Here is a 21,702-nt window from a genome sequence, read left to right as displayed (position 1 = left end):
GCCCCTTTTTCATGTGCGCGCCATTGGTGTTGTCGTTTCAATCCTGAGCACGCAAGGCGTAGTGATTGTGGCGTGACTGCCCATAAAAAAAACCAGCCCGAAGGCTGGCTTTCCTGTTTCGGAGCGGGTCTGGCGTCGAACTGCGACCCCAGACCCCGACCGAGGGACTGTCCGCTGGAATTAACGCAGCAGCGACAGAACCGTTTGCGGAACTTGGTTGGCTTGTGCCAGAACCGAGGTGCCAGCCTGTTGCAGGATCTGAGCCTTGGTCATGTTCGACACTTCCGTGGCGTAGTCGGCATCTTCGATGCGCGAACGAGCGGCGGACAGGTTGTTGATCGTGTTGTTCAGGTTGGCAACAGTCGATTCGAAGCGGTTCTGGATCGCGCCCAGGTCGCTACGCAGGCTGTCGACTTGCGACAAGGCCTTGTCGATGCCGGCCAGCGGGTTCGTCGTGGCAGCGAACGTCGAAGCCGAAGCGTCCTTGCTGTTGACGGTCACGGTGCCACCGGAGACGGACAGGTCCGAAGCCTTGACCGACACATACATCTTTTGGCCGGTGGTAACGCCCGGCTTCGTCGCGCCGGCGGTTGCCGTGACTTCGACGAACAGGTTGCCCTTGCTGTCCTTGACCAGCGAACCGGACGTCGGAGCGGTCGAGCCCAGGTCCTTGCCGTTGGTGATCGTGACGGCGGCCGAAGCGCCGGCGGTGACGCTGCCGGTCGACACGCTCAGGAACGATTCGACGTCCGAGTTGGCGGCGGTAGCCACGGTGCCTTGCGGGCCGTTCAGGCTCAGCTTGTCCAGACCCAGCGACTTGGCATCGATCTTTTCCAGATTGATGGTGATCGTTTCGTTGTCGTTGGCGCCGACTTGGATCGTCAGCGTGTTGTCCTTGGCCAGAACCTTGACGCCGTTGAACTGGGTCTGTTCCGACACGCGGGTGATTTCACCCAGGCGCTGGCTGATTTCAGCTTGGATCGAATCCAGGTCGGTCTGCGAGTTCGTGCCGTTGGTGGCTTGAACCGACAGTTGACGGATACGTTGCAGGTTGTTGTTGACTTCGTTCAACGCGCCTTCGGTCGTTTGAGCGATCGAGATACCGTCGTTGGCGTTACGGGCAGCTTGCGTCAGGCCGTTAACGTTGGCGGTGAAGCGGTTGGCGATGGCTTGGCCAGCGGCGTCGTCCTTGGCGCTGTTGATGCGCAGGCCCGACGACAGGCGCTCGATGGCGCTGCCCAGGGTCGATTGCGACTTGTTCAGGTTGTTCTGCGCAACCAGCGACAGGTAATTGGTATTGATGACTGCCATGTGAGGCTCCCAAGAGAGAAAGGCTTCTTCAAACTGGGCAGCAAGGCCGCCCACTGGTGTTAACGGGAAAGTTCGTCGACTTCTTGTCTAGGAATCTCTCCGTTGCAAGGATTACGGCAGTCCTAAATCATTCTTTAGCCCTATTTCGCGAAAGTCGTATTTATTGTTGTATCCGCCGAGACCGTTGTTGGCGGATCTCGCTGCGGCCTGGGAAGGGGGAAATAGAAACGGGCGCCGCGTGGCGCCCGTTCTTGTTTGCTGCTTTCGCGTTGGCTGGCGGTCTCTATATAGAGAGAGTCGCCGATGCCGCCTAGATGATCTGCGCGATCTGTCCTTCCTGGGGCAGTTCCTGCCAGGCCTGGTCTTTCAGCTTCGCGCGAATGCGGGCCGTGGCCTGCGAACGCAACTGGCACACCCGCGCTTCGGTGACATTCATGATCGCGCCGATTTCTTTCAGGTTGAGCCCTTGCTCGTAACAGAGCGACAGCAACAATTTTTCTCGGTCGGGCAGGGAGTCGATGGCGTGGATCAGCGCCTGGCGGAAATCGCCCGCAAGCAATGCGTCCAGAGGATTGCCGCCGGCCGAGCCGTGGTTGAGCGTGGCGGTCCAGTCTGATTGGCCGGAGGCCGAATCGGGCTCCACGGTGAAATCTTCGTAGTGCACGATCTGCACGCCCTGGGCGTCGTGCAGCAGCGTCTGGTATTCGCCGATCGGCATTTCCAGCTGATGGGCGATTTCCGCCTCGCTGGGCGCGCGCATCAAGCGCTGTTCCAGTTGCTGGATAGCTTGTTCGATCTTGCGCGCCTTGGCGCGGACGCTGCGCGGAAGCCAGTCCTGGCCGCGGAGTTCGTCCAGCATCGCGCCACGAATGCGGGTCGTGGCGTAGGTCTCGAATTGGGCGTCTGCCGTTTCCTGATAGCGCCTTACGGCGTCAAGCAGGCCGATCATGCCGGCCTGTATCAAGTCGTCGAGCTCAACGCTGGCGGGTAGCCGGGCGAGCAATTGCAGGGCCAGCTTCCGCACTAGCGGGGCATATTCGACCAAGCTGTCATCTGCGTGGGGCATTGCGGGAATGTCAGGCGGTGTCCATCGTGACGCATTGTCTGACGTTGTCAATTTGCGACATTGTCGACAAACGCGCGGCTGCGCTAAAGCTACAAATTAAGTGATCGGCAAGGTGTCATTGTCGGGACTGCACAACATTTCATTCCTCGAAGTACGCAATGTTTTGAATGCTTATTTGCCAAATTGACGTAAATTCGTGTCGAACAACTATGTCAAGGTGTATCTATTTTCGTAAGTTGCGCAATATCAACAAAGATTTGTCATATAAGTCATAGAAAATGACATCACCTGTGGTAAATTTTACTTAAATTGCGAACAAATGATACATTTCGCATTAAAACAGGATGCAGCAAGCCGCCAGGCAATCCAAATTGCCGGCGCTTTTAGTTATCGAGCCCCGTGGGTGGGATAGGGATAGGGAGTAGGGCGTGCAACAAGTCGAAAATTCATTGCTGGCAGATATTCGCGAAGTGAATCTGTCATATCTGTTACTTGCGCAACGTATGTTGCGTGATGACTATGCCGCATCGATGTTCCGTCTGGGGTTCAGCAACGAAGTTGCCGACATCCTGATGCGTCTGTCGCCGGCTCAACTGGTGAAACTGGCTAGCTCCAGCTCGCTCCTCTGCCGATTCCGTTTTGACGATTACAGCCTGTTGTCCGCGCTGACCCATGACGTTTTGGGTGGTGCGCTGCAACAAGCGCATGCAACCATCCTGCTGGCCAAGCAACCTGTAGAAGAACTGGCCTGACGGCCGTTCGAAACCCAATCGGACTCTCGCGCAATGGCCTCGAAAAGCGTTTCTCAGGAAGCGGACGACATCCTGCTAGCCAGCTCCATGATCACACTGGGTGCGCGGCTTCAGGTGCTGGAGGCTGAAACCAGCCTCAGTCACGACCGTCTGGCACGCTTGTATCGCGAAATCCGCGGCTGCTCGCCACCCAAGGGCATGCTGCCTTTTTCGGTCGATTGGTTCATGACCTGGCTGCCGAATATTCATTCGTCGCTGTTCTACAACGTGTATTCGTTCCTGAACTCGCGCACCAGCAGCAAGGGCATACGCGCCACCATCGATGCGTACCGCCTCTATCTGGAGAACGCGGGGCTGGATGCCGCAGAAAATGCCGAGCCTGTCCTGAGCTTTACGCGCGCCTGGATGCTGGTGCGATTCTTTGATAGCGGCATGTTGCAACTGTCCGCTTGCCGCCAGTGCGGCGGCCATTTCATTGCCCACGCCCACGATCCGCAATCGGATTTCGTGTGTGCGATCTGCCGGCCGCCACCTCGTGCCGGCAAGACGCGCGCGGCGGCCAAGGCACGCGCCGGCAGCCGTCCGGCGCCCGCCGTCGACGCCGCACGGCCTTGACTGCCCGCACCCGGGTTGGGCGCGTCTGCACCGCCCGCGCCCGGGCCTGCGACGGCCAAATACATCAAAAGCCCTGGAAAACTCCCCGTAACCCGCCTTTTTGGGTCGGGGGGAACAGGGGATCATTGACGCCAGTTTTAGACTTCGTTGGCAGGGGCCTGATGTGTTGATTGTTATCGGTTTTCTCGTGGTGATCGTGTCGGTCGTCGGTAGCTTCATAGCGCTGGGCGGCCATTTGGGCGCGCTTTACCAGCCCTTCGAGCTGACGCTGATCTTTGGTTCGGCTATGGGGGCGTTCCTGGCGGGCAACAGCAAAAAATCGCTGATGCTGGTCAAGAAGGCGCTGCCTGACGCGCTTAAGAGTTCGCGCTACGGCAAGGACGTCTACATGGAGCTGATGGCGCTCCTGTATGTATTGCTGAATAAAGCGCGTCGCGAAGGCCTCATGGCCATCGAATCGCATATCGAAGATCCGGCCTCCAGCCCGATCTTCAGCGAATATCCCCGCATCGCCAAAGACGCGAAGCTCATGGAGTTCATTACGGACTACCTGCGCATCATGATCAGCGGCAACATGAGCTCGTTTGAAATCGAAACGCTCATGGACGAGGAAATCGAGACCTACCGCCATGAGCGCGAAGTCCCGGCGCATGCGTTGCACCAGATGGCAGATGGCCTGCCCGCATTCGGCATCGTGGCCGCAGTGCTGGGCGTGATCAAGGCGCTGGCCGCCGTGGACCAGCCGCCGGCGATCCTGGGCGACCTGATCTCCAAGGCCATGGTCGGCACGTTCCTGGGCATTTTGCTGGCCTATGGCTTCGTGGGGCCGCTGGCCTCGCGGGTTGAGCGCCGTACGGACGAAGCGATGAAAGTGCTGGAATGCATCAAGACCACGCTGCTGGCCAGCATGAACGGCTACCCGCCCCAGTTGGCGGTGGAGTTCGGCCGCAAGGTGCTGTTCTCGTCCGTGCGTCCGACCTTCGGTGAGCTGGAAGAGCACGTCCGGCAAACCAAGTCGACCGCGACCGGCAAGGCCTGACGGAGCGGGCCATGAGCACGGTAAACAACCACCGTGTGGTGATCCGCCGCAAGAAGGTCAAGGGCGGCGGGCACCACGGGGGCAGCTGGAAGATCGCTTACGCCGACTTCATCACGGCGATGATGGCGTTTTTCCTGGTGATGTGGCTGATCAGCATCGTGCCGCGCGAAGAACTCAAGGGCATTGCGGAGTATTTCCGTATGCCGTTGCGCGTGGCGATCATGGGCGGGCCCAACAATTCGGCCGAAACCAGCGCGGTGCCGGGGGGAGGGCAAGATCCCCTGCGCAGCGAGGGCGATGTGCGCCGCGCCCAGGGCAACCGCGTGGAAGCGCAGCCCATGGGCGACGCGGAACGCCGCGAACAGCACCGCCTGGAAAACCTGAAGAAGCGGCTTGAGAACGTCATCGATACCAGCCCCGTCTTGAAGAGCTTCAGGCCGCAGCTGCTGATCGACCTGACGACGGAAGGCCTGCGCATCCAGATCATTGACAACCAGAACCGTCCGATGTTCGCGACCGGCCGCGCGGAAGTGCAGCCTTATATGCGCGACATCCTGCGGGAATTGGGGCCGGTACTGAACGAGCTGCCGAACAAGGTCAGCATTTCGGGTCACACCGACGCCTCGCAGTATGCGCGCGGTGAGCGTGCCTACAGTAATTGGGAGCTTTCCGCCGACCGTGCCAACGCGTCCCGCCAGGAGCTGGTGGCCGGTGGCATGAACGAAAGCAAGGTCATGCGCATCCAGGGGCTGTCTTCCAGCATGAGTCTGGTTAAAGATGATCCTTACGCGGCCGTTAATAGACGTATCAGCCTCGTGGTGCTCAATATGAACACCCAGAAGCGCATCGAAAACGAGAACGCCGCCGCGGCGGACGTCAGCGCGAAAGATGCCCGCGAGGTGGGAACGGCCGTGGAGGCGGTGCAAGCCGCCGCCCAGGCTGCGACGGCAACCAAGCAAGGTGAAGCGGCGAATGCGCCGCCCGCCGAAGGGGTTCGATAGCAATGGCGGCAACGATTCTGGTGGCGGACGATTCAGCGACGATGCGGATGATCGTGCAGGCGACGCTGACGGGCGCGGGATGGAAGGTATTGACGGCCGGCAATGGCCAGGAAGCGCTGGAAGTGGCGAAGAACCACCCGGTGGACCTGGTCGTCAGCGACTGGAATATGCCGGTCATGGGCGGGTTGCAACTGATCCAGGGCCTGCGCGAGCAGGACCAGTACCTGGACGTGCCTGTGCTGGTGCTCACCACCGAAGATGACGTGGGTAGCAAGATGGCCGCTCGGGATCTGGGCGTTTGTGGCTGGCTGTCCAAGCCGGTCGACCCCGATGTGCTGGTGGAATTGGCGACCGAGCTGCTCGATGAGCAGGCCGGCGCGTAAAGCAGGTTCATTTATGAAGGCGTACGGGTCATGAGTTCTGGTTTGGACCTCAGTCAGTTTTACGAGACCTTTTTCGACGAGGCGGACGAGCTGCTCGCGCAGATGGAGCAGTTGCTGCTGGAACTGGATGTGGGCGCGCCCGACATCGAGCAGCTCAACGCCATCTTCCGCGCGGCCCACTCGATCAAGGGCGGTGCGGCGACATTCGGCTGTTTCACGCAGCTTGCGGGCACCACCCACCTGCTGGAAAACCTTCTGGACGCAATCCGTCGCGGCGAAATGGCGCTGCGTACGGACATGATTGATATCTTCTTGGAAACGAAAGACGTGCTCAAAAGCCAACTGGATGCCTACCGGGCCTCCGAAGAGCCCGATGAAGCCGTGTTTGAGCGTATCTGCGCCGTGTTGAGGCAGCTGGCGCTGGAGCATAAGGATCCTGCCGCGGCCGGGGCTGCCCCCGCTGCGGCGGCGGCGCCTGCACCGGCACCGGTTGTGGCGGCACCGGCGCCTGTGCCGGCACCGGCCCCCGCGGCCGCGCAACCCGCCGCCGACGCCGGCGATCTGCCGCTGAAGGTACGGATCACCAAAGTGTCCGACAAGGACGCCGCGTCCCTGCTGGAAGAAATGGGCAACCTGGGCACGGTCAAGGCCAGCGAACGCGCCGACGGCGTCTTGACCGTGTGGGTGGACAGCACCTGCACGCCGGACGACATCGAAGCCGTGTGCTGCTTCATCGTCGACGGCGATCAATTGAACATCAGTCGCGAAGCGGCCCCGGCAGCCCAAGCGGCGCCGGCGGTGGCGGAACCCGCAGCCGTCGCTGCGGTCGCGGCTGCGCCCGCCCCGGTGGCGGCACCTGCGCCTGCGGCGCCGGTGGTGGCGGAATCGGCGGCTGCCGCCGAAGCGATCACTCAGGCCGCAGCGCGCGCGTCCCGTCCGGCGGCTCCGGCGCATGCCGACAAGGAATCCACGTCGATCCGCGTGGGTGTGGAAAAAGTCGACCAGGTTATCAACCTGGTGGGCGAACTGGTCATCACGCAAGCCATGCTGGCGCAGACTGCCTCCACGCTGGATCCGGTGCTGCACGACCGCCTGCTCAACGGCATGGAACAGCTGGAACGCAACGCCCGCGACCTGCAGGAAGCGGTGATGTCGATCCGCATGATGCCGATGGACTACGTGTTCAGCCGCTTTCCCCGCCTGGTGCGCGACATCGCCAGCAAGATGGGCAAGCAGATCGAACTGCAGACCTACGGCCGCGCGACCGAGCTGGACAAGAGCCTGATCGAACGCATCATCGACCCGCTGACGCACTTGGTGCGCAACAGCCTGGACCACGGCATCGAGACGCCCGAAAAGCGTATCGCCGCCGGCAAGGATCCGGTGGGTCAACTGGTGTTGTCCGCCCAGCATAACGGCGGCAACATCGTCATCGAAGTCAGCGATGACGGCGGCGGCCTGAACCGGGACAAGATCCTGAAGAAGGCCATGGCCCAAGGCCTGGCGGTCAACGAGAACTCGCCGGATGACGAAATCTGGCAACTGATCTTCGCGCCGGGCTTCTCCACGGCCGAAAAGGTCACGGACATCTCCGGCCGCGGCGTCGGCATGGACGTCGTGCGCCGGAACATCCAGGACATGGGCGGCCACGTGCAGCTGTCTTGCGAGCCGGGCAACGGCACCACGACCCGCATCGTACTGCCGCTGACGCTGGCCATCCTGGACGGCATGTCGGTGCGCGTGGGCGAAGAAACCTTCATCCTTCCGCTGAACCACGTGACGGAATCGTTGCAACCGACCAACGACCAGATCTATTCGGTGGCGGGCAACGAACGCGTGATGCATGTCCGCGGCGAATACCTGCCGCTGGTCGAGATGCACCGCGTGTTCTCCGTCAACGACGCCCAGACGGATCCCACGCAGGCCATCGCCGTCATCATGCAGGCCGAAGACCGCCGTTTCGCGCTGCTGGTCGATCACCTGATTGGACAGCACCAGGTCGTAGTCAAGAACCTTGAGTCGAATTACCGCAAGGTCCCCGGCATCTCCGCCGCCACCATCCTGGGCGATGGCAGCGTGGCGCTGATTGTCGACGTATTTGCGCTTGCGCGCGCCAACCGTGAACGTTGGTCGCAGCCCGAAGCCATTCTGAATTGATGGAGCACTGAAAAATCATGGCAGCCAAACCGCAAGCGCAATCCGCGCGCAACGAAGATGTCGGCAGCGAATTCCTGGTCTTCACGCTGGGCGATGAAGAGTACGGCATCGACATCCTGAAAGTGCAGGAAATCCGCGGCTACGACGCCGATACGGTGACCCGCATCGCCAACGTCCCTTCGTTCATCAAGGGCGTGACGAACCTGCGCGGCATCATCGTTCCGATCGTCGACCTGCGCATCAAGTTCAACCTGAACCGGGTCGAATACAACGAGCAGACCGTTGTGATCATCCTGAACCTGGACCGCCGCGTGGTCGGCATCGTGGTCGACGGCGTGTCCGACGTGCTGATGCTCAACGCCGGCCAGATCCGTCCGGCACCGGAATTCGGCGCCACGCTGTCCACCGAATACCTGACCGGTCTGGGGACGGTGGATGAGCGCATGCTGATCCTGGTGGATATCGAAAAAATGATGACCAGCGATGAAATGGCGCTGGTGGAGAAGGCCGCTTCCTGATCGGAATTCGGCCGGAATGCGGGGTAGAGGCGCCATATTGAATCCGATGTGGCGCTTTCCTTTAACGATTGCAGTCAAGGGATGGTTCTTGTGATGCGCAAGTTTTTCGCGAACATGACGATACGCAGCAGCCTGTTGTGGGTGCTGGCGTTTTTCTCATTCATGTTGGTGATCGGGGCGGCGCTTGGCGTGCTGTCCCTGCGCATCAGCAATGGGACCCTGGCCGAAATCAAGCAATCGCAGGAACTGGACGACGCGGTGGGCCGCGTGGTCTCCAGCTACAAGGACTCCATGAATGGTCTCGCCCGTGCGGCGACGGCCAACTATGCGGATATCGTCAGCAACGTCGGCCAGGCCACCTTGCTGACGCAGGGCCTGTCTTCGGAGGCCACCGGCCTGCTGGAGCGCGCCAAAGCGGCCATGAACAAAGGCCAGGCGGAATTTGAGTATTACAAGACGCTGCCGCAACCTGTCGAGGCTGCCGACTCGCTCAAGGAAATCGAGGCCTCGTATGGCGCGCTGGTGCAGCAAGGCCTGACGCCGCTGGTCGCCGCCCTGGAAAAGGCCGACATGCCGGCCTACCAGAAGCAGGTGCAGACGGTGCAGGACGCGCTGGAAGGCCGCTTCGCCCGTGCGGTTGAAGGGTTCGATTTCTGGCGTGCCAGCAAGATGCTGGACGCGCATGAAGTGGCGCAGGTGCGGTATCAATTCGTGCTGATCGCCGTCAGTGCGGGCGGCGTCATCGCCGCGCTGCTGGTGTTTGCGACCTATGTGTTCTTGCGCCGCCGCGTGCTGCAGCCGCTGAAGGAAGCCGGCCATCATTTTGACCGCATCGCAGGCGGCGACCTGACCGCCCGCGTGGACGTGCGCAACACCAACGAGATTGGCCAACTGTTCGCGGCGCTCAAGCGCATGCAGGAAAGCCTGACGCGTACGGTCTCGACGGTGCGTCGCGGTGTGGACGAGATCAATGTGGGCTCGCATGAAATCGCGGCCGGCAATACTGACCTGTCCAGCCGCACCGAGCAACAGGCGGCGTCCCTTGAGGAAACCGCGGCCTCGATGGAACAACTGGCCTCGACCGTGAAGCAGAACGCCGACAATGCGCGCCAGGCAAACCAGCTGGCGGCAAGCGCGTCGGACGTGGCCGAGCGCGGCGGCGCCGCGGTGTCGGAAGTGGTGAACACCATGCACGGTATTTCGGCCAGTTCGCGCAAGATCTCGGAAATCGTTTCTGTCATCGACGGCATCGCGTTCCAGACCAACATTCTGGCCCTGAACGCGGCGGTGGAAGCCGCACGCGCGGGCGAGCAGGGCAAGGGTTTCGCGGTGGTGGCGGGCGAAGTACGCTCGTTGGCGCAGCGTAGCGCCCAGGCGGCCAAGGAAATCAAGGGCCTGATTGAAGACTCCGTCACCAAGGTGGGCGCGGGCTCGCAGCAGGTGGAACGCGCGGGCGCGACGATGCAAGAGATCGTGGCGTCAGTGAAGCGCGTGACGGACATCATGGGCGAGATCTCGGCGGCGTCCGAAGAGCAGTCCAGCGGCATCGACCAGGTCAACCGCGCCGTGTCGCAGATGGACGAGGTGACGCAGCAGAACGCGGCCTTGGTGGAAGAAGCGGCTGCTGCCGCAGGTTCGCTGCAGGAACAAGCCCAACGGCTGGCGGAAGCGGTTGCGGTATTCAAGATCAATGCGGGCGAAGTCATCGAAGTGCCGGCGCATCGCCTGTCTTCGGCGCGCTCGTCCGATGACGACTCTCGCTTGCAAGCGCCCGACGCGTTTGCGCTCGGGCACTGAGGAGCGTAGTGGCAACCGCAGCAACTTCGGCGCCGTCCATCCCGGTGGACCGCCAATTCGATTTCCGCGACGCGGACTTTTCCCGCGTGCGCAAGATGATTCATGCGCGCGCCGGCATTTCGCTGGGCGCGCATAAGCGCGAAATGGTCTACAGCCGGCTGGCGCGGCGCTTGCGCGCCCTGGGCCGGCAGGATTTCGGCAGTTATCTGGACCAGCTGGAAAACGAGCCCGACGCGGCCGAGTGGGAAGACTTCGTCAATGCGCTTACGACTAATCTGACGGCATTCTTCCGCGAGTCGCACCACTTTCCCATCCTGGCCGACTTTGCGCAGAAGCGCGGCGGCCCGGTGTCGGTATGGTGCTGCGCCGCCTCCACGGGGGAAGAGCCGTATTCCATCGCCATGACGCTGGTCGAGGCGATGGGGCCGCGCGCCAGCGCGTGCACGGTGCTGGCCACCGACATCGACACGAACGTGTTGAACCGGGCGCGAGCGGCGGTGTACCCGGCCGAGCGGGTGGCGAAGATGGAAGACGAGCGCCTGCGGAGGTTCTTCCTCAAAGGCCGTGGCGCCAACGCAGGCCAGGTCCGGGTGCGTCCCGAGATCGCCGACATGGTGCGCTACGAAACGTTGAACTTGCTGGCGCCGTCCTGGGCAATCAGCGAAAAGTTCGATGTGATCTTCTGCCGCAACGTCATGATCTATTTCGACAAGCCGACGCAGGCGAAGATACTGGAGCGTTTCGTGCCGCTGCTCAAGCCGGGTGGCCTGCTGTTTGCCGGGCACTCCGAGAACTTCACCTACATCAGCCGGGATTTTCGTCTGCGCGGGCAGACGGTCTACGAATGTGCGAGTAAGGCCTGATCGGGCCAAGGCAGCAAACAATGAAAAAAATAAGCGTTTTGTGTGTGGACGACTCCGCGCTGGTGCGCGGGCTGATGACGGAGATCATCAACAGCCAGCCGGATATGGAAGTGGTCGCGACCGCGCCGGATCCGCTGGTGGCGCGCGAGCTGATCAAGCGCCATAACCCCGACGTGCTGACGCTGGACGTCGAAATGCCGCGCATGGACGGGCTGGATTTTCTGGAAAAGTTGATGCGCCTGCGGCCGATGCCGGTGGTGATGGTGTCGTCGCTGACGGAGCGCGGCGGCGAAATCACGCTGCGCGCGCTGGAACTGGGCGCCATCGACTTTGTGACCAAGCCGAAGCTGGGCATCCGCGACGGTTTGCTGGAATACACCGAAATCATCGCAGACAAGATCCGGGCGGCATCGCGAGCCAAGCTGCGCACGCCGACGCCGCATGCGCCGCAAGCCGCGCCCGCGCCGATGCTGCGCCGGCCGCTGGCAAGCTCGGAAAAGCTGGTGATCGTAGGCGCCTCCACGGGCGGCACCGAAGCCATCCGTGAAGTCCTGCAACCCCTGCCGCCGGACAGCCCGGCCATCCTGATCACGCAGCACATGCCCGCCGGCTTCACGCGATCGTTCGCGCAGCGCCTGGACGCGCTGTGCGCCGTGACGGTGCGCGAAGCGGTTCACGGCGACCGGGTGTTGCCCGGCCACGTCTACCTGGCGCCGGGCGGCGATACGCACATGCGGCTGGGCCGCAGCGGCGCCAACTATGTGATCGAGCTGGAAGCCAGCGAACCCGTCAACCGCCACCGTCCTTCCGTGGACGTGTTGTTCAATTCCGCCGCCATTGCCGCCGGCAAGAACGCCATCGGCGTCATCTTGACCGGCATGGGCAAGGACGGCGCCGCCGGCATGCTGGCGATGCACCGTGCGGGCGCCCATACGATCGCGCAAGATGAAGCCAGCTGCGTGGTGTTTGGCATGCCACGGGAGGCCATCGCCATTGGCGCTGCGGACGAAGTGGTAGCGCTGTCGGCAATCAGCGAACGCATTCTGACTCGCCTGGGCGACCGTGGACACCGCGTTTGACGCGGATGAATCCACGATCGGTCTCAAGCAAATTTTTTCTGGAGTGAAAGATGGTAGACAAGGGCCTGAAGATTCTGGTGGTGGATGACTTCCCCACGATGCGGCGGATCATCCGCAACCTGCTCAAAGAGCTGGGTTTCGAGAACGTGGATGAGGCCGAAGACGGTGCGATCGGGTTGGAAAAGCTGCGTAACGGCGGCTTCCAGTTCGTCGTGTCCGACTGGAACATGCCCAACCTCGACGGCCTGGAAATGCTCAAGCAGATCCGTGCCGACGCTGCGCTGGCTTCGCTGCCGGTGCTGATGGTGACGGCCGAAGCCAAGAAGGAAAACATCGTGGCGGCGGCTCAGGCCGGCGCCAACGGTTACGTGGTCAAGCCTTTCACCGCGGCGACGCTGGAAGAAAAGCTCACCAAGATCTTCGAGAAAATTGCCGGCTGAGGTGTGCAATGAGCACAACGCAAAACGTTGAACCCGCAGCGGAGAATCCTGACCTGATCCACCGTATTGCCTCGCTGACGCGCATGTTGCGCGACAGCATGCGCGAACTGGGCCTGGATCAGGCGATCAAGGACGCGGCCAATGCGATTCCCGACGCTCGCGATCGCCTGCGCTATGTGGCGCAGATGACCGAGCAGGCGGCCAATCGCGTCTTGAACGCGACCGAGCAGGCCGGTCCCATCCAGGACAATATGTCGCGTTCGGCGCAGGCGCTGGATTCCCGCTGGCAGCAATGGTATGACCAGCCGCTGGAACTGCCGGAAGCGCGCGAACTGGTGAAGGACACGCGCGCGTTCCTGGCGGATGTGCCCAAGCAGACGCAGCAAACCCAGTCCAAACTGATGGAAATCATCATGGCGCAGGATTTCCAGGACCTGACGGGCCAGGTCATCATGCGCATGATGGACGTGGTGGGCGCGATTGAACGCGAACTGCTGCAAGTGCTGCTGGACAACGTGCCGCAAGAGCGCCGCGACGAAGCCAACAGCCTGCTCAACGGGCCGCAGATCAGCCCGCAGGGCAAGACGGACGTCGTCACCAGCCAGGACCAGGTCGACGACCTGCTGGCCAGCCTGGGTTTCTGACGTTTTCCGCCGCACCGCCTGGCCTTGACGGCGGCGGTGCGCGGCGCCCGCAGTCCGCGTGCATGAACGTATTCCCTAAGGGCGCAAACACCGCCTGATCGATAGACTTCCCGCCATAAGAAAAAACGGGGCCTTGCAGCAAGAGACACGGCGCGCGCAAAGCGCGCCAGGCAACGGATGCCCATAGAAGGCGATCCGGGCCAGCACAAGGAGGTCCATCTTGGCCAGATCCGTATTCCGCTTGGGCGGCATGTGGGGGTTGTTGCGCCGGCTTAACCGCGGCGACGCCATGCTGTCGGATCGCACGCTGCCGATCAGTCCCGCCGTTTTTCCGCTGCACCGCTTTCTGGGGCAGATCCGCCGGCGGATCATGACCGTGCGGCAATCCAGCATTGAAATCGCACTGAACGCGGCCCGTACGCAGTTCCAGGCGGGACGCTGCTCGCTGTTGGCGCAGGAACAGGCGCGGGCGGCCGGCGCGCTGGCTGACAGCGGTGCGCAGATCGCCGCGTTGTCCACGTCCACCTCCAGCCATGCCCGCGAGATTGCCCAGGTTTCGGGCCGCAACCTGCACGCGGCCGAGCAGGCCCTGGCAGAGCTGTCCGACGTGAAGGCCCGCGTGGATCGCATGACGCGCGAGATGGCCGCGTTCACTGAAGTGGTGGGGCAACTGACCGGGCGCGCGCGTTCGGTGGGCGACATCAGCAAGCTGATCAAGGACATAGCCTTGCAGACGCAGTTGCTGGCGTTGAACGCGGGCGTGGAGGCGGCCAGGGCAGGGGACGCCGGCCGCGGTTTCGCGGTGGTGGCAAGCGAGGTCGGCCGGCTGGCCGAACGCGTGAACGCCGCTACCAGCGATATCGGCCGGCACACGGCAGAGATGCTGGACCTGGTGGATACCACCCAGCGGCAGACGGGCACGTTGCGCGACGACGTGGACGCCTCCGGCGTGGTCCTGGACCGCACGTGCGCCGACTTCGAACGTTTCGTGCGCGATTTCGACAGCATGAACCGCCAAGTGGGGGAGGTGGTGCAGGCGATCGGCGAGGTCGACGCCACCAATCACGGCATGAGCCAGGAAGTCGGACGCATCGCGGCGTTGAGCGCCGACGTGCTGGAGCGCGTGGGCCACATGTCGGGTGAGATCGACCGCATCCGCCGTCAGACCGAAAGCGTGCAGGAAGTCTTGGCCGACATGCGCACCGGCAATACCGCGTTCGACCGCCTGTCCGAGGCCGTGGACGACTTCCGGGCTGCGGCCGTTCATCTGCTGGAAGACGCGCGCCGCCGAGGGGTGGACGTGTTCGACCGGCATTACCAACGCATCCCCGGCAGTGAGCCGGCGCGCTACCACACCTTGTACGACCGGGCGATCGACGGCCCCCTGACCCGATTGCTGGACAGCGTGCTGGAAGCGGTGCCCGGCGGCATCTACACGATCCTGGTGGATGGCCGGGGTTACGCGCCGGCGCACAACAGTCGGTTCTCGCATGCACCTACGGGCGACGCGGCGATCGATATCGGCCGGGTGCGCCACAAGCGGATTTTCGACGACCCCGTCGGCGCTCGGCTGGCCGCCAATACGGGGTCGATGCTGTTTCAGACCTACTCGCGGGACACTGGCGAAATCGTCAACGACATTTCAGTTCCCCTTTATTTAGGGGCGGAACACTGGGGCGCCGTGCGTATTGGTCTGGACTACGTGCGCTTCCAGGCCGCGCTGGAAGGTGCGACGCCACTGCGCGAGGCCGTTTCGGCGGGGCACTGACCGGGCACGCGGGCGCGGGCCGCCGTGCATCCGGGCATGGACGGGCGGCCGGAGCCGTGACGCATCCGGGAATAGCGCCGCTTTCCCCCCGTTTCTTGGGTGATCGCCAAACCCCGGGGCCTCCTAGAATCTCGGCGGGCAGCTCGTAATCCGAAAATCCGCGAGCCGCAACGACACCGCAGAGCATGGCCGAAGAAAGCGACCTCGAAAAATCCGAAGCCGCCTCTCCCAGGCGCCTGGAAAAGGCGCGCGAGGAGGGGCAGATTGCGCGTTCCCGGGAATTGGGCACGTTCATGATGCTGGCCGCCGGTGTCGCGGTGATCTGGATGGGCGGCGGTACGCTCTATCAGGGCCTGAGCGGCGTGTTGCGCAACGGCCTGGCGTTCGACCAGCGCATCGTGACCGACCCCGGCGTGATGGTGGAACTGGCCGTCAGCGGTTTCGGCCACGCGTTGCTGGCGACCTTGCCGGTGTTCGGCGTGCTGGTGGTAGTGGCGGTCCTGTCCAGCGTACTGCTAGGGGGCATCGTCATTTCGGGCAAGCCGCTGCAGGCGAATTTCTCGAAGCTCAGCCTTTTTTCCGGCCTGAAGCGGATGTTCTCGTCGCAGACCGTGGTGGAATTGATCAAGGCGCTGGCCAAGGCCCTGCTGGTGGGCGGCGTGGCCGTCTGGGTGATCTGGCGCTATCACGACGATATGCTCAGCCTGATGCACGTGGCGCCGTCGGCCGCCCTGATCAAGGCGCTGTCGCTGGTGGCGCTGTGCTGCGCCTTCATCGTGGCGTCCCTGCTGATCATCGTGATGCTGGACGTGCCGTGGCAGATCTGGAGCCACCTGAAAAAGCTGCGCATGTCCAAGGAAGACGTGCGCCAGGAACACAAGGAAAGCGAAGGCGACCCCCATGTGAAGGCGCGCATCCGCCAGCAGCAGCGCCAGGCAGCGCGACGCCGGATGATGTCGGAGGTGCCGAAGGCGGACGTCGTGGTGACCAACCCGACGCATTACGCCGTGGCGCTGAAGTACGACGAGGAAAAGAGCGGCGCGCCGCGCGTGATCGCCAAGGGCACGGGGCTGATCGCGGCCAAGATCCGCGAACTGGCCGCCGAGCACCGCGTTCCCACATTGGAGGCGCCGCCGCTGGCGCGCGCATTGCATCAACACGTCGAACTGGGGCAAGAAATCCCGGGCGAGCTATATACCGCGGTGGCGGAAGTGCTGGCGTGGGTCTTCCAGCTGCGTTCGTGGCGCTCGGGATGGGGGGTCGAACCGACCGCTCCGACCCGACTGGCCGTGCCCGCCGCACTGGACCCGCAGGCAAACACCGCAGCACAAGGAGTTTAAGGAATGAGCGCTTTGCTCACCATGTTGAAGAGTAGCGGGGCCGGCCATGCGCGGCTTCTGGCGGGTCCGATCCTGATCGTGATGGTGCTGGGCATGATGGTGCTGCCCCTGCCCACGTTCCTGCTGGACTTGCTGTTCACCTTCAACATCGCGTTGTCCGTGATGATCCTGCTGGTGGCCATGTTCACGCGCAAGCCGCTGGACTTCGCCGCGTTCCCGGCCGTCCTGCTGTTCGCGACCCTGCTGCGCCTGTCGCTGAACGTGGCGTCAACCCGCGTCGTGCTGCTCAACGGCCATACCGGCCCGGACGCGGCGGGCAAGGTGATCGAGGCGTTCGGCCACTTCCTCGTGGGCGGCAACTTCGCCGTCGGGATCATCGTGTTCGTGATCCTGACCATCATCAACTTCATCGTCATCACCAAGGGTGCCGGCCGTATCGCCGAAGTGGGCGCGCGCTTCACCCTGGACGCCATGCCCGGCAAACAGATGGCGATCGACGCCGACCTGAATGCGGGCCTGATCGGCGAAGACGAGGCCCGCCGCCGTCGCGCCGAGGTCTCGCAGGAATCGGACTTCTTCGGCTCGATGGACGGCGCCAGCAAGTTCGTGCGCGGCGACGCCATCGCCGGCCTGCTGATCATGGCGATCAACATCATCGGCGGCCTGATCGTGGGCGTGGCGCAGCACGACATGTCGATGAGCGATTCGGCCCGTGTCTACACGCTGCTGACCATCGGTGACGGCTTGGTCGCGCAGATCCCGGCGCTGGTGATCTCGACCGCCGCTGGCGTGGTCGTGTCCCGCGTGTCGACCGACCAGGACATCGGCCAGCAGATCATCAGCCAGCTGTTCTCGAACCCCGCCGTGCTGTTCCTGACGGCCGGCATCATCGGCATCATGGGCCTGATCCCCAACATGCCGCACATTGCCTTCCTGTCCTTGGCCGGCGCGCTGGGCTGGGGCGGCTGGATGCTGCACAAGCGCCGGCAGAAGGCGGCGCAGGCCGCCGAGCAGATTCCGCCGCAAGCGGTCACGCAGGCCCAGGCCGCGGCCGCCGAGGCGAGTTGGGATGACGTGTCCATGGTCGACCAGCTGGGCCTGGAAGTGGGCTATCGGCTGATTCCGCTGGTGGACCACGCCCAGAATGGCGAATTGCTGCACCGGATCCGCAGCCTGCGCAAGAAGTTCGCGCAGGACGTCGGCTTCCTGCCGCCGGTCGTGCACATCCGCGACAACCTGGAACTCAAGCCCAACGACTACCGCATCCTGCTGTCGGGCGTGGAAGTGGGGCATGGCGTTGCGATGCCGGGCCAGTGGCTGGCCATCGACCCGGGCGGCGTCACCGTCCAGATCAAGGGCACACCCACGACCGACCCCGCGTTCGGCCTGCCGGCGCTGTGGATCGACGGCGGCCTGCGCGACCAGGCCCAGGTGGCGGGCTATACCGTGGTGGATGCCGGCACGGTGGTGGCGACGCACTTGAACCACTTGATGCACCGCCACGGCTCGAATCTGCTGGGCCGCCAGGAAGTGCAGCAACTGCTGGACCGTATCGGCCGCGACGCGCCCAAGCTGGTCGAGGATCTGGTGCCCAAGACGCTGTCGCTAACCGCGCTGCAGAAGGTGCTGCAGGGCCTGCTGTCCGAAGAAGTGCCGATCCGCGACATGCGGACCATTATCGATACGCTGTCCGAACACGGGCCGCGCCTGGCGGCGCAGGCGGCCGGCTCAGGCGGCCAGCCCGATATCAACGAATTGATCATGCTGACCCGCCGTTCGCTGGGCCGCGCGATCACGCAGCAATGGTTCCCCGGCGAGGGCGAGCTGCGGGTCATCGGCCTGGATGTGAAGCTGGAGCGCGTGTTGTCGCAGGCCATGACCAGCACCGGCGGATTGGAACCCGGCCTGGCAGATACCTTGTTGCGCGAAACGCAGGCAGCGGTCGAGCGCCAGGAATCGCAGGGCAATGCGCCGGTGCTGCTGGTGTCGCCGGTGCTGCGCGCGCCGCTGTCGCGCTTCTTGCGCCACCACCTGCCGCAGCTTGGCGTGTTGTCGAATACTGAAATACCCGATGAGCGCATGGTCCGCGTGACCGCGCTGATCGGCGGGAGCAATGGGCCATGAAGATAAGCCGCTTTTTTGGCGTCAACAGCCGTGAAGTGATGCGCCAGGTGCGCCAGGTGCTGGGGCCGGATGCGCTGATCGTGTCGAACCGCAGCGTGGACGGCGGTGTGGAAGTGCTGGCCACCGTCGAGGGCGCGTTTGACGATGCGGCCTCCGAGACGCCGCAACGGGACTCCGCCCCGTATTCCCCGGCGCCCGCCGAGCGGTCGTATGCAGCTCCCGCTGCTCCCGTCGCGCCTGCCGCCATGCCGCAGACGGGCTATGCCGCGCCGTCCCGGTCGATCGCTGCCTACCAGTCTGCCTTTGCGTCGTCGGCATTGCCGGACGAGGACACGGGCCCTGAAGACGTCGCTGGCGCTACCTCCGCCCCGGCCGTGCCGTATCCGACGGCGCTGCAACCTGCGCCCACACAACCGGCAGCGGCTGCGACGCGGGTGGAGTTGCCCGCATTGCCGCCGGCCCGCCCGATGGCGTCCGCTACCCCGGCGCCTGCTGCTGTGTCCGTGCCAGTGCCTGCCGCTGTGCCTACGGCTGCCGCAGCCGCGTCCATGCCTTCGCCTGTCGTCGCCACGCCTTCCATGGCTCAGACGCCGGATGCGCCGTTGCGCCAGCCGCCGGCCATGCCTGCCGCCGCGCTGCCGGCAGACACCGCCGCGGGTTTGCAAGATGCCATCAGCGCGTTGCGCGGTGCACTGGAAACCCGCATGGACGGCTTGCTGTGGGGCGGCCGGCCGGGTTCGGGCCGCGAACCCGCCGCCGCCGCGCTGTTCCGCAGCCTCCTGGATGCGGGGTTCAGCACGAAGCTGGTGCGGGCGCTGGTGGACCGGCTACCGCAGGGCATGACGGCCGACGCCGCCCAGTCGTGGGCGCGCAATGAACTGGTGACGCACCTGCCGGTCGTCGCATCCGAAGACGAATTCCTGGCCGGCGGCGTCTACGCGCTGGTGGGGCCGACCGGCGTGGGCAAGACGACGACGCTGGCCAAACTGGCCGCCCGCTGCGTTGCCCGGGAAGGTCGCGATCAGGTCGCGATGCTGACCACGGACTTGTTCCGGATCGGCGCGCTGGAACAATTGCAGATCTATGGCCGCCTGATGGGCGTGCCGGCCCACTCGGTGCGCGATGCTGCCGAGTTGCGGCGCATCCTGGCCGAACTGGGTAACCGCAAGATTGTGCTGATCGATACCACAGGCATCAGTCAGCGCGACAGACTGGTGGCCGAGCAGGCCGCCATGCTGTGCAACGCCGGCAAGCCGGTTCGCCGCCTGCTGGTGCTGAACGCCGCCAGCCAGGGCGACACCCTGGACGAAGTGGCGCACGCCTACCGCAACGGGGTGGGCGAGGACGTGGCCGGCTGCATCATCACCAAGCTGGATGAGGCTACACGGTTGGGTGCCGCGCTGGACACGGCGATCCGCCACCGGCTGCCGATCCACTATATGTCGGTCGGGCAGAAAGTGCCCGAGCACATGGAGCTTGCGCGCGCCGACGTGCTGATCGATCGCGCCTTCGCGATGGTCGAGCGTGCCCGCGCACTGTACACGCCCAGTGAAGCAGACCTGGCGTCGTTGGCGCCCGCAGCTCGCGAGGCCGATGCGGTGGACCCGGCGCGTCGCCGCCAGTTGCTGGCGTCCGCGATCCTGCGTCCGCAGGGCGGGTCGGCGTCTATCGCGGCCGCACAGAACCTTGACGATACGATCGCCATGCTGGACAGCGATCCGGCGTGCGCGCAGGCGCGAGCGTCGTGGCGCGAGTACGTCGGCGACGGAGCGGGCGCAAGCCTGGCCGCGCTGGGCGATGAACCGTTGGCGATGGTGCGGCGCGAATTCTCGGCCACCTGCCACCGCCACCTGCTGGCCGTGCATGGCAAAACCACCATGAAGGGCGAAGGCTTGCCTGGGGGAACGCTGCTGGGCGCGTTGCTGATGAGCGACCGCGGCGCTGCCCTGGCCGCGCCCGCGCAGCAACTGGCGTTGGCGCACGGCATGTTGACGTCGTTCGCGCCTGCCGCGCCGAGTCAGCCGGATGCGGCCCTGGCCTTGGAGGCTCGCGTGCGTTGGCTGGGCGAGCAGTTGCCGCGCCTGCCGCTGGTGCATCTGCTGGAGGCGGGCACGTCCGGCCTGTGGCAGTCCTTGACCGGGCAGGGCGCATCGTGGGTGGCGCGCTGCCCGGGTGGCATGCGGGTGGTCCAGGACGAATGCCCGACCAATCTGAATGCGGTCGGCAAGAGCGTAGGTTATCTGCCGGTGGGGCAGCCGGGCGACATGCCGGGTCTGCTGACCGAAAAAGCCGGCAAGCGCGTGCCGCTCGCGCTATGGGCGTCCGGTACGGAAATCGTCTTGCCGGGCAAGAGCAGCGACGGGGCGGCGATGCGCCTGGTGTGCGCGCGGCTGATCGATACCGAAAGCGGCGAGATCGCCGTGCAGCTGTTTGGCTTGACGAACTTACCGGCGTCCCAGGCCGATGCGGCCACCGTGGCACGCTGGCTGGTGCTGCAGGATGAGGCCCGCGCCGGGTTCCGCTATATGGCCAATGCCTGGCAGGCGTTGCCGGCGGTGGATGGTGCGCATACCTTGGCGCGGCAGTCCTTGATGGCGGGCCAGTTGGGCACGGCCTGCTGGCAGATGGCGCACTCGCCGTCCGCCGATGTGGTGCGGGGGCCGTTGTCGGGCATTGTGGGTTCGGAGCGCAAGCTGTCCGGCCGGATGTTGCCGGTGGCGATCCTGAAGATGTTCGCGATGCTGGAAATGACCGGCGGCGCCTAGTCCCGCGGCGGATGGGCACCAAACGAAAGGCGGCGCATTG

General features: G+C 64.0%; 18 protein-coding genes. 16 read left to right on the top strand and 2 right to left on the bottom strand.

From position 1 onward, the window contains the following. Nucleotides 1-180: 180 nt before the first annotated feature. Both AC3WMU_RS09470 and AC3WMU_RS09465 read right to left on the bottom strand, forming a co-directional pair. On the bottom strand, nt 181-1,311 hold the full coding sequence (locus tag AC3WMU_RS09470) for a FliC/FljB family flagellin (protein WP_424626036.1): 1,131 nt from the start codon (nt 1,309-1,311) through the stop codon (nt 181-183). Nucleotides 1,312-1,621: 310 nt separating this feature from the next. Then, nucleotides 1,622-2,377 carry an RNA polymerase sigma factor FliA gene (locus AC3WMU_RS09465; RefSeq protein WP_006227415.1) on the bottom strand — a complete coding sequence of 252 codons (756 nt, stop codon included), beginning with the start codon at nt 2,375-2,377 and terminating at the stop codon, nt 1,622-1,624. A 428-nt stretch (nt 2,378-2,805) separates the two neighbouring features. On the opposite strand from AC3WMU_RS09465, the gene flhD reads away from it, so the two are divergent. The 16 genes from flhD to flhF all read left to right on the top strand — a co-directional run bounded on the left by flhD (nt 2,806) and on the right by flhF (nt 21,662). Next, nucleotides 2,806-3,129, top strand: coding sequence for a flagellar transcriptional regulator FlhD (gene flhD, locus AC3WMU_RS09460; protein ID WP_006219025.1), 324 nt, complete (start codon nt 2,806-2,808; stop codon nt 3,127-3,129). A gap of 33 nt (nt 3,130-3,162) precedes the next feature. Continuing rightward, nucleotides 3,163-3,744: a flagellar transcriptional regulator FlhC gene (flhC, locus tag AC3WMU_RS09455; RefSeq protein ID WP_315846867.1), complete on the top strand. Its 582-nt coding sequence runs from the start codon at nt 3,163-3,165 to the stop codon at nt 3,742-3,744. A 163-nt stretch (nt 3,745-3,907) separates the two neighbouring features. Next, entirely contained in the window at nt 3,908-4,783 is an 876-nt protein-coding gene (gene motA / locus AC3WMU_RS09450) for a flagellar motor stator protein MotA (protein ID WP_006227417.1), read from the top strand. 11 nt (nt 4,784-4,794) lie between these two features. After that, nucleotides 4,795-5,784 (top strand): flagellar motor protein MotB, encoded by a 990-nt coding sequence (gene motB / locus AC3WMU_RS09445; RefSeq protein ID WP_006227418.1) that lies wholly within the window; start codon nt 4,795-4,797, stop codon nt 5,782-5,784. A gap of 2 nt (nt 5,785-5,786) precedes the next feature. Beyond that, a complete protein-coding gene (locus tag AC3WMU_RS09440; RefSeq protein WP_006227419.1) occupies nt 5,787-6,167 on the top strand; it encodes a response regulator in 381 nt (126 codons plus the stop codon). A gap of 30 nt (nt 6,168-6,197) precedes the next feature. Continuing rightward, entirely contained in the window at nt 6,198-8,324 is a 2,127-nt protein-coding gene (gene cheA / locus AC3WMU_RS09435; RefSeq protein ID WP_492282212.1) for a chemotaxis protein CheA, read from the top strand. A gap of 17 nt (nt 8,325-8,341) precedes the next feature. Further along, the gene (gene cheW / locus AC3WMU_RS09430; RefSeq protein ID WP_006224579.1) at nt 8,342-8,842 is read left to right on the top strand and encodes a chemotaxis protein CheW; all 501 of its coding nucleotides are present in this window, start codon (nt 8,342-8,344) and stop codon (nt 8,840-8,842) included. A 93-nt stretch (nt 8,843-8,935) separates the two neighbouring features. Further along, complete coding sequence (locus AC3WMU_RS09425) at nt 8,936-10,639, top strand: methyl-accepting chemotaxis protein (protein ID WP_006224580.1); 1,704 nt, start codon at nt 8,936-8,938, stop codon at nt 10,637-10,639. A gap of 8 nt (nt 10,640-10,647) precedes the next feature. Then, nucleotides 10,648-11,502, top strand: coding sequence for a CheR family methyltransferase (locus tag AC3WMU_RS09420; RefSeq protein ID WP_035213051.1), 855 nt, complete (start codon nt 10,648-10,650; stop codon nt 11,500-11,502). Nucleotides 11,503-11,522: 20 nt separating this feature from the next. Next, nucleotides 11,523-12,581 carry a protein-glutamate methylesterase/protein-glutamine glutaminase gene (locus AC3WMU_RS09415; protein WP_006224582.1) on the top strand — a complete coding sequence of 353 codons (1,059 nt, stop codon included), beginning with the start codon at nt 11,523-11,525 and terminating at the stop codon, nt 12,579-12,581. A 50-nt stretch (nt 12,582-12,631) separates the two neighbouring features. After that, on the top strand, nt 12,632-13,021 hold the full coding sequence (gene cheY, locus AC3WMU_RS09410) for a chemotaxis response regulator CheY (RefSeq protein ID WP_006224583.1): 390 nt from the start codon (nt 12,632-12,634) through the stop codon (nt 13,019-13,021). Nucleotides 13,022-13,029: 8 nt separating this feature from the next. Continuing rightward, the gene (gene cheZ, locus AC3WMU_RS09405) at nt 13,030-13,665 is read left to right on the top strand and encodes a protein phosphatase CheZ (protein ID WP_315134895.1); all 636 of its coding nucleotides are present in this window, start codon (nt 13,030-13,032) and stop codon (nt 13,663-13,665) included. Between the two features lie 220 nt (nt 13,666-13,885). Beyond that, nucleotides 13,886-15,433, top strand: coding sequence for a methyl-accepting chemotaxis protein (locus AC3WMU_RS09400; RefSeq protein WP_492282211.1), 1,548 nt, complete (start codon nt 13,886-13,888; stop codon nt 15,431-15,433). A 185-nt stretch (nt 15,434-15,618) separates the two neighbouring features. Next, nucleotides 15,619-16,773, top strand: a complete 1,155-nt coding sequence (flhB, locus tag AC3WMU_RS09395) for a flagellar biosynthesis protein FlhB (RefSeq protein WP_006224586.1) — start codon at nt 15,619-15,621, stop codon at nt 16,771-16,773. Between the two features lie 3 nt (nt 16,774-16,776). Then, nucleotides 16,777-18,897, top strand: a complete 2,121-nt coding sequence (gene flhA / locus AC3WMU_RS09390) for a flagellar biosynthesis protein FlhA (protein WP_006224587.1) — start codon at nt 16,777-16,779, stop codon at nt 18,895-18,897. Further along, a complete protein-coding gene (gene flhF, locus AC3WMU_RS09385; RefSeq protein WP_492282210.1) occupies nt 18,894-21,662 on the top strand; it encodes a flagellar biosynthesis GTPase FlhF in 2,769 nt (922 codons plus the stop codon). The genes flhA and flhF overlap by 4 nt, the downstream gene beginning before the upstream one ends. Nucleotides 21,663-21,702: the final 40 nt, after the last annotated feature.

The sequence above is a fragment of the Achromobacter sp. FW305-C-13 genome (genome assembly GCF_058783475.1).
The sequence above is the reverse complement of the archived record's forward strand: the minus strand, read 5'-3'. Positions and strand labels throughout refer to the sequence as shown.

Coding starts and splice junctions, on each gene's coding strand:
- flhB (WP_006224586.1), top strand. CDS start 15,619: ATGGCCGAAGAAAGCGACCTCGAAAAATCCGAAGCCGCCTCTCCCAGG.
- cheA (WP_492282212.1), top strand. CDS start 6,198: ATGAGTTCTGGTTTGGACCTCAGTCAGTTTTACGAGACCTTTTTCGAC.
- AC3WMU_RS09440 (WP_006227419.1), top strand. CDS start 5,787: ATGGCGGCAACGATTCTGGTGGCGGACGATTCAGCGACGATGCGGATG.
- AC3WMU_RS09425 (WP_006224580.1), top strand. CDS start 8,936: ATGCGCAAGTTTTTCGCGAACATGACGATACGCAGCAGCCTGTTGTGG.
- cheZ (WP_315134895.1), top strand. CDS start 13,030: ATGAGCACAACGCAAAACGTTGAACCCGCAGCGGAGAATCCTGACCTG.
- motB (WP_006227418.1), top strand. CDS start 4,795: ATGAGCACGGTAAACAACCACCGTGTGGTGATCCGCCGCAAGAAGGTC.
- cheW (WP_006224579.1), top strand. CDS start 8,342: ATGGCAGCCAAACCGCAAGCGCAATCCGCGCGCAACGAAGATGTCGGC.
- flhA (WP_006224587.1), top strand. CDS start 16,777: ATGAGCGCTTTGCTCACCATGTTGAAGAGTAGCGGGGCCGGCCATGCG.
- flhC (WP_315846867.1), top strand. CDS start 3,163: ATGGCCTCGAAAAGCGTTTCTCAGGAAGCGGACGACATCCTGCTAGCC.
- AC3WMU_RS09465 (WP_006227415.1), bottom strand. CDS start 2,377: ATGCCCCACGCAGATGACAGCTTGGTCGAATATGCCCCGCTAGTGCGG.
- cheY (WP_006224583.1), top strand. CDS start 12,632: ATGGTAGACAAGGGCCTGAAGATTCTGGTGGTGGATGACTTCCCCACG.
- flhF (WP_492282210.1), top strand. CDS start 18,894: ATGAAGATAAGCCGCTTTTTTGGCGTCAACAGCCGTGAAGTGATGCGC.
- AC3WMU_RS09470 (WP_424626036.1), bottom strand. CDS start 1,311: ATGGCAGTCATCAATACCAATTACCTGTCGCTGGTTGCGCAGAACAAC.
- AC3WMU_RS09415 (WP_006224582.1), top strand. CDS start 11,523: ATGAAAAAAATAAGCGTTTTGTGTGTGGACGACTCCGCGCTGGTGCGC.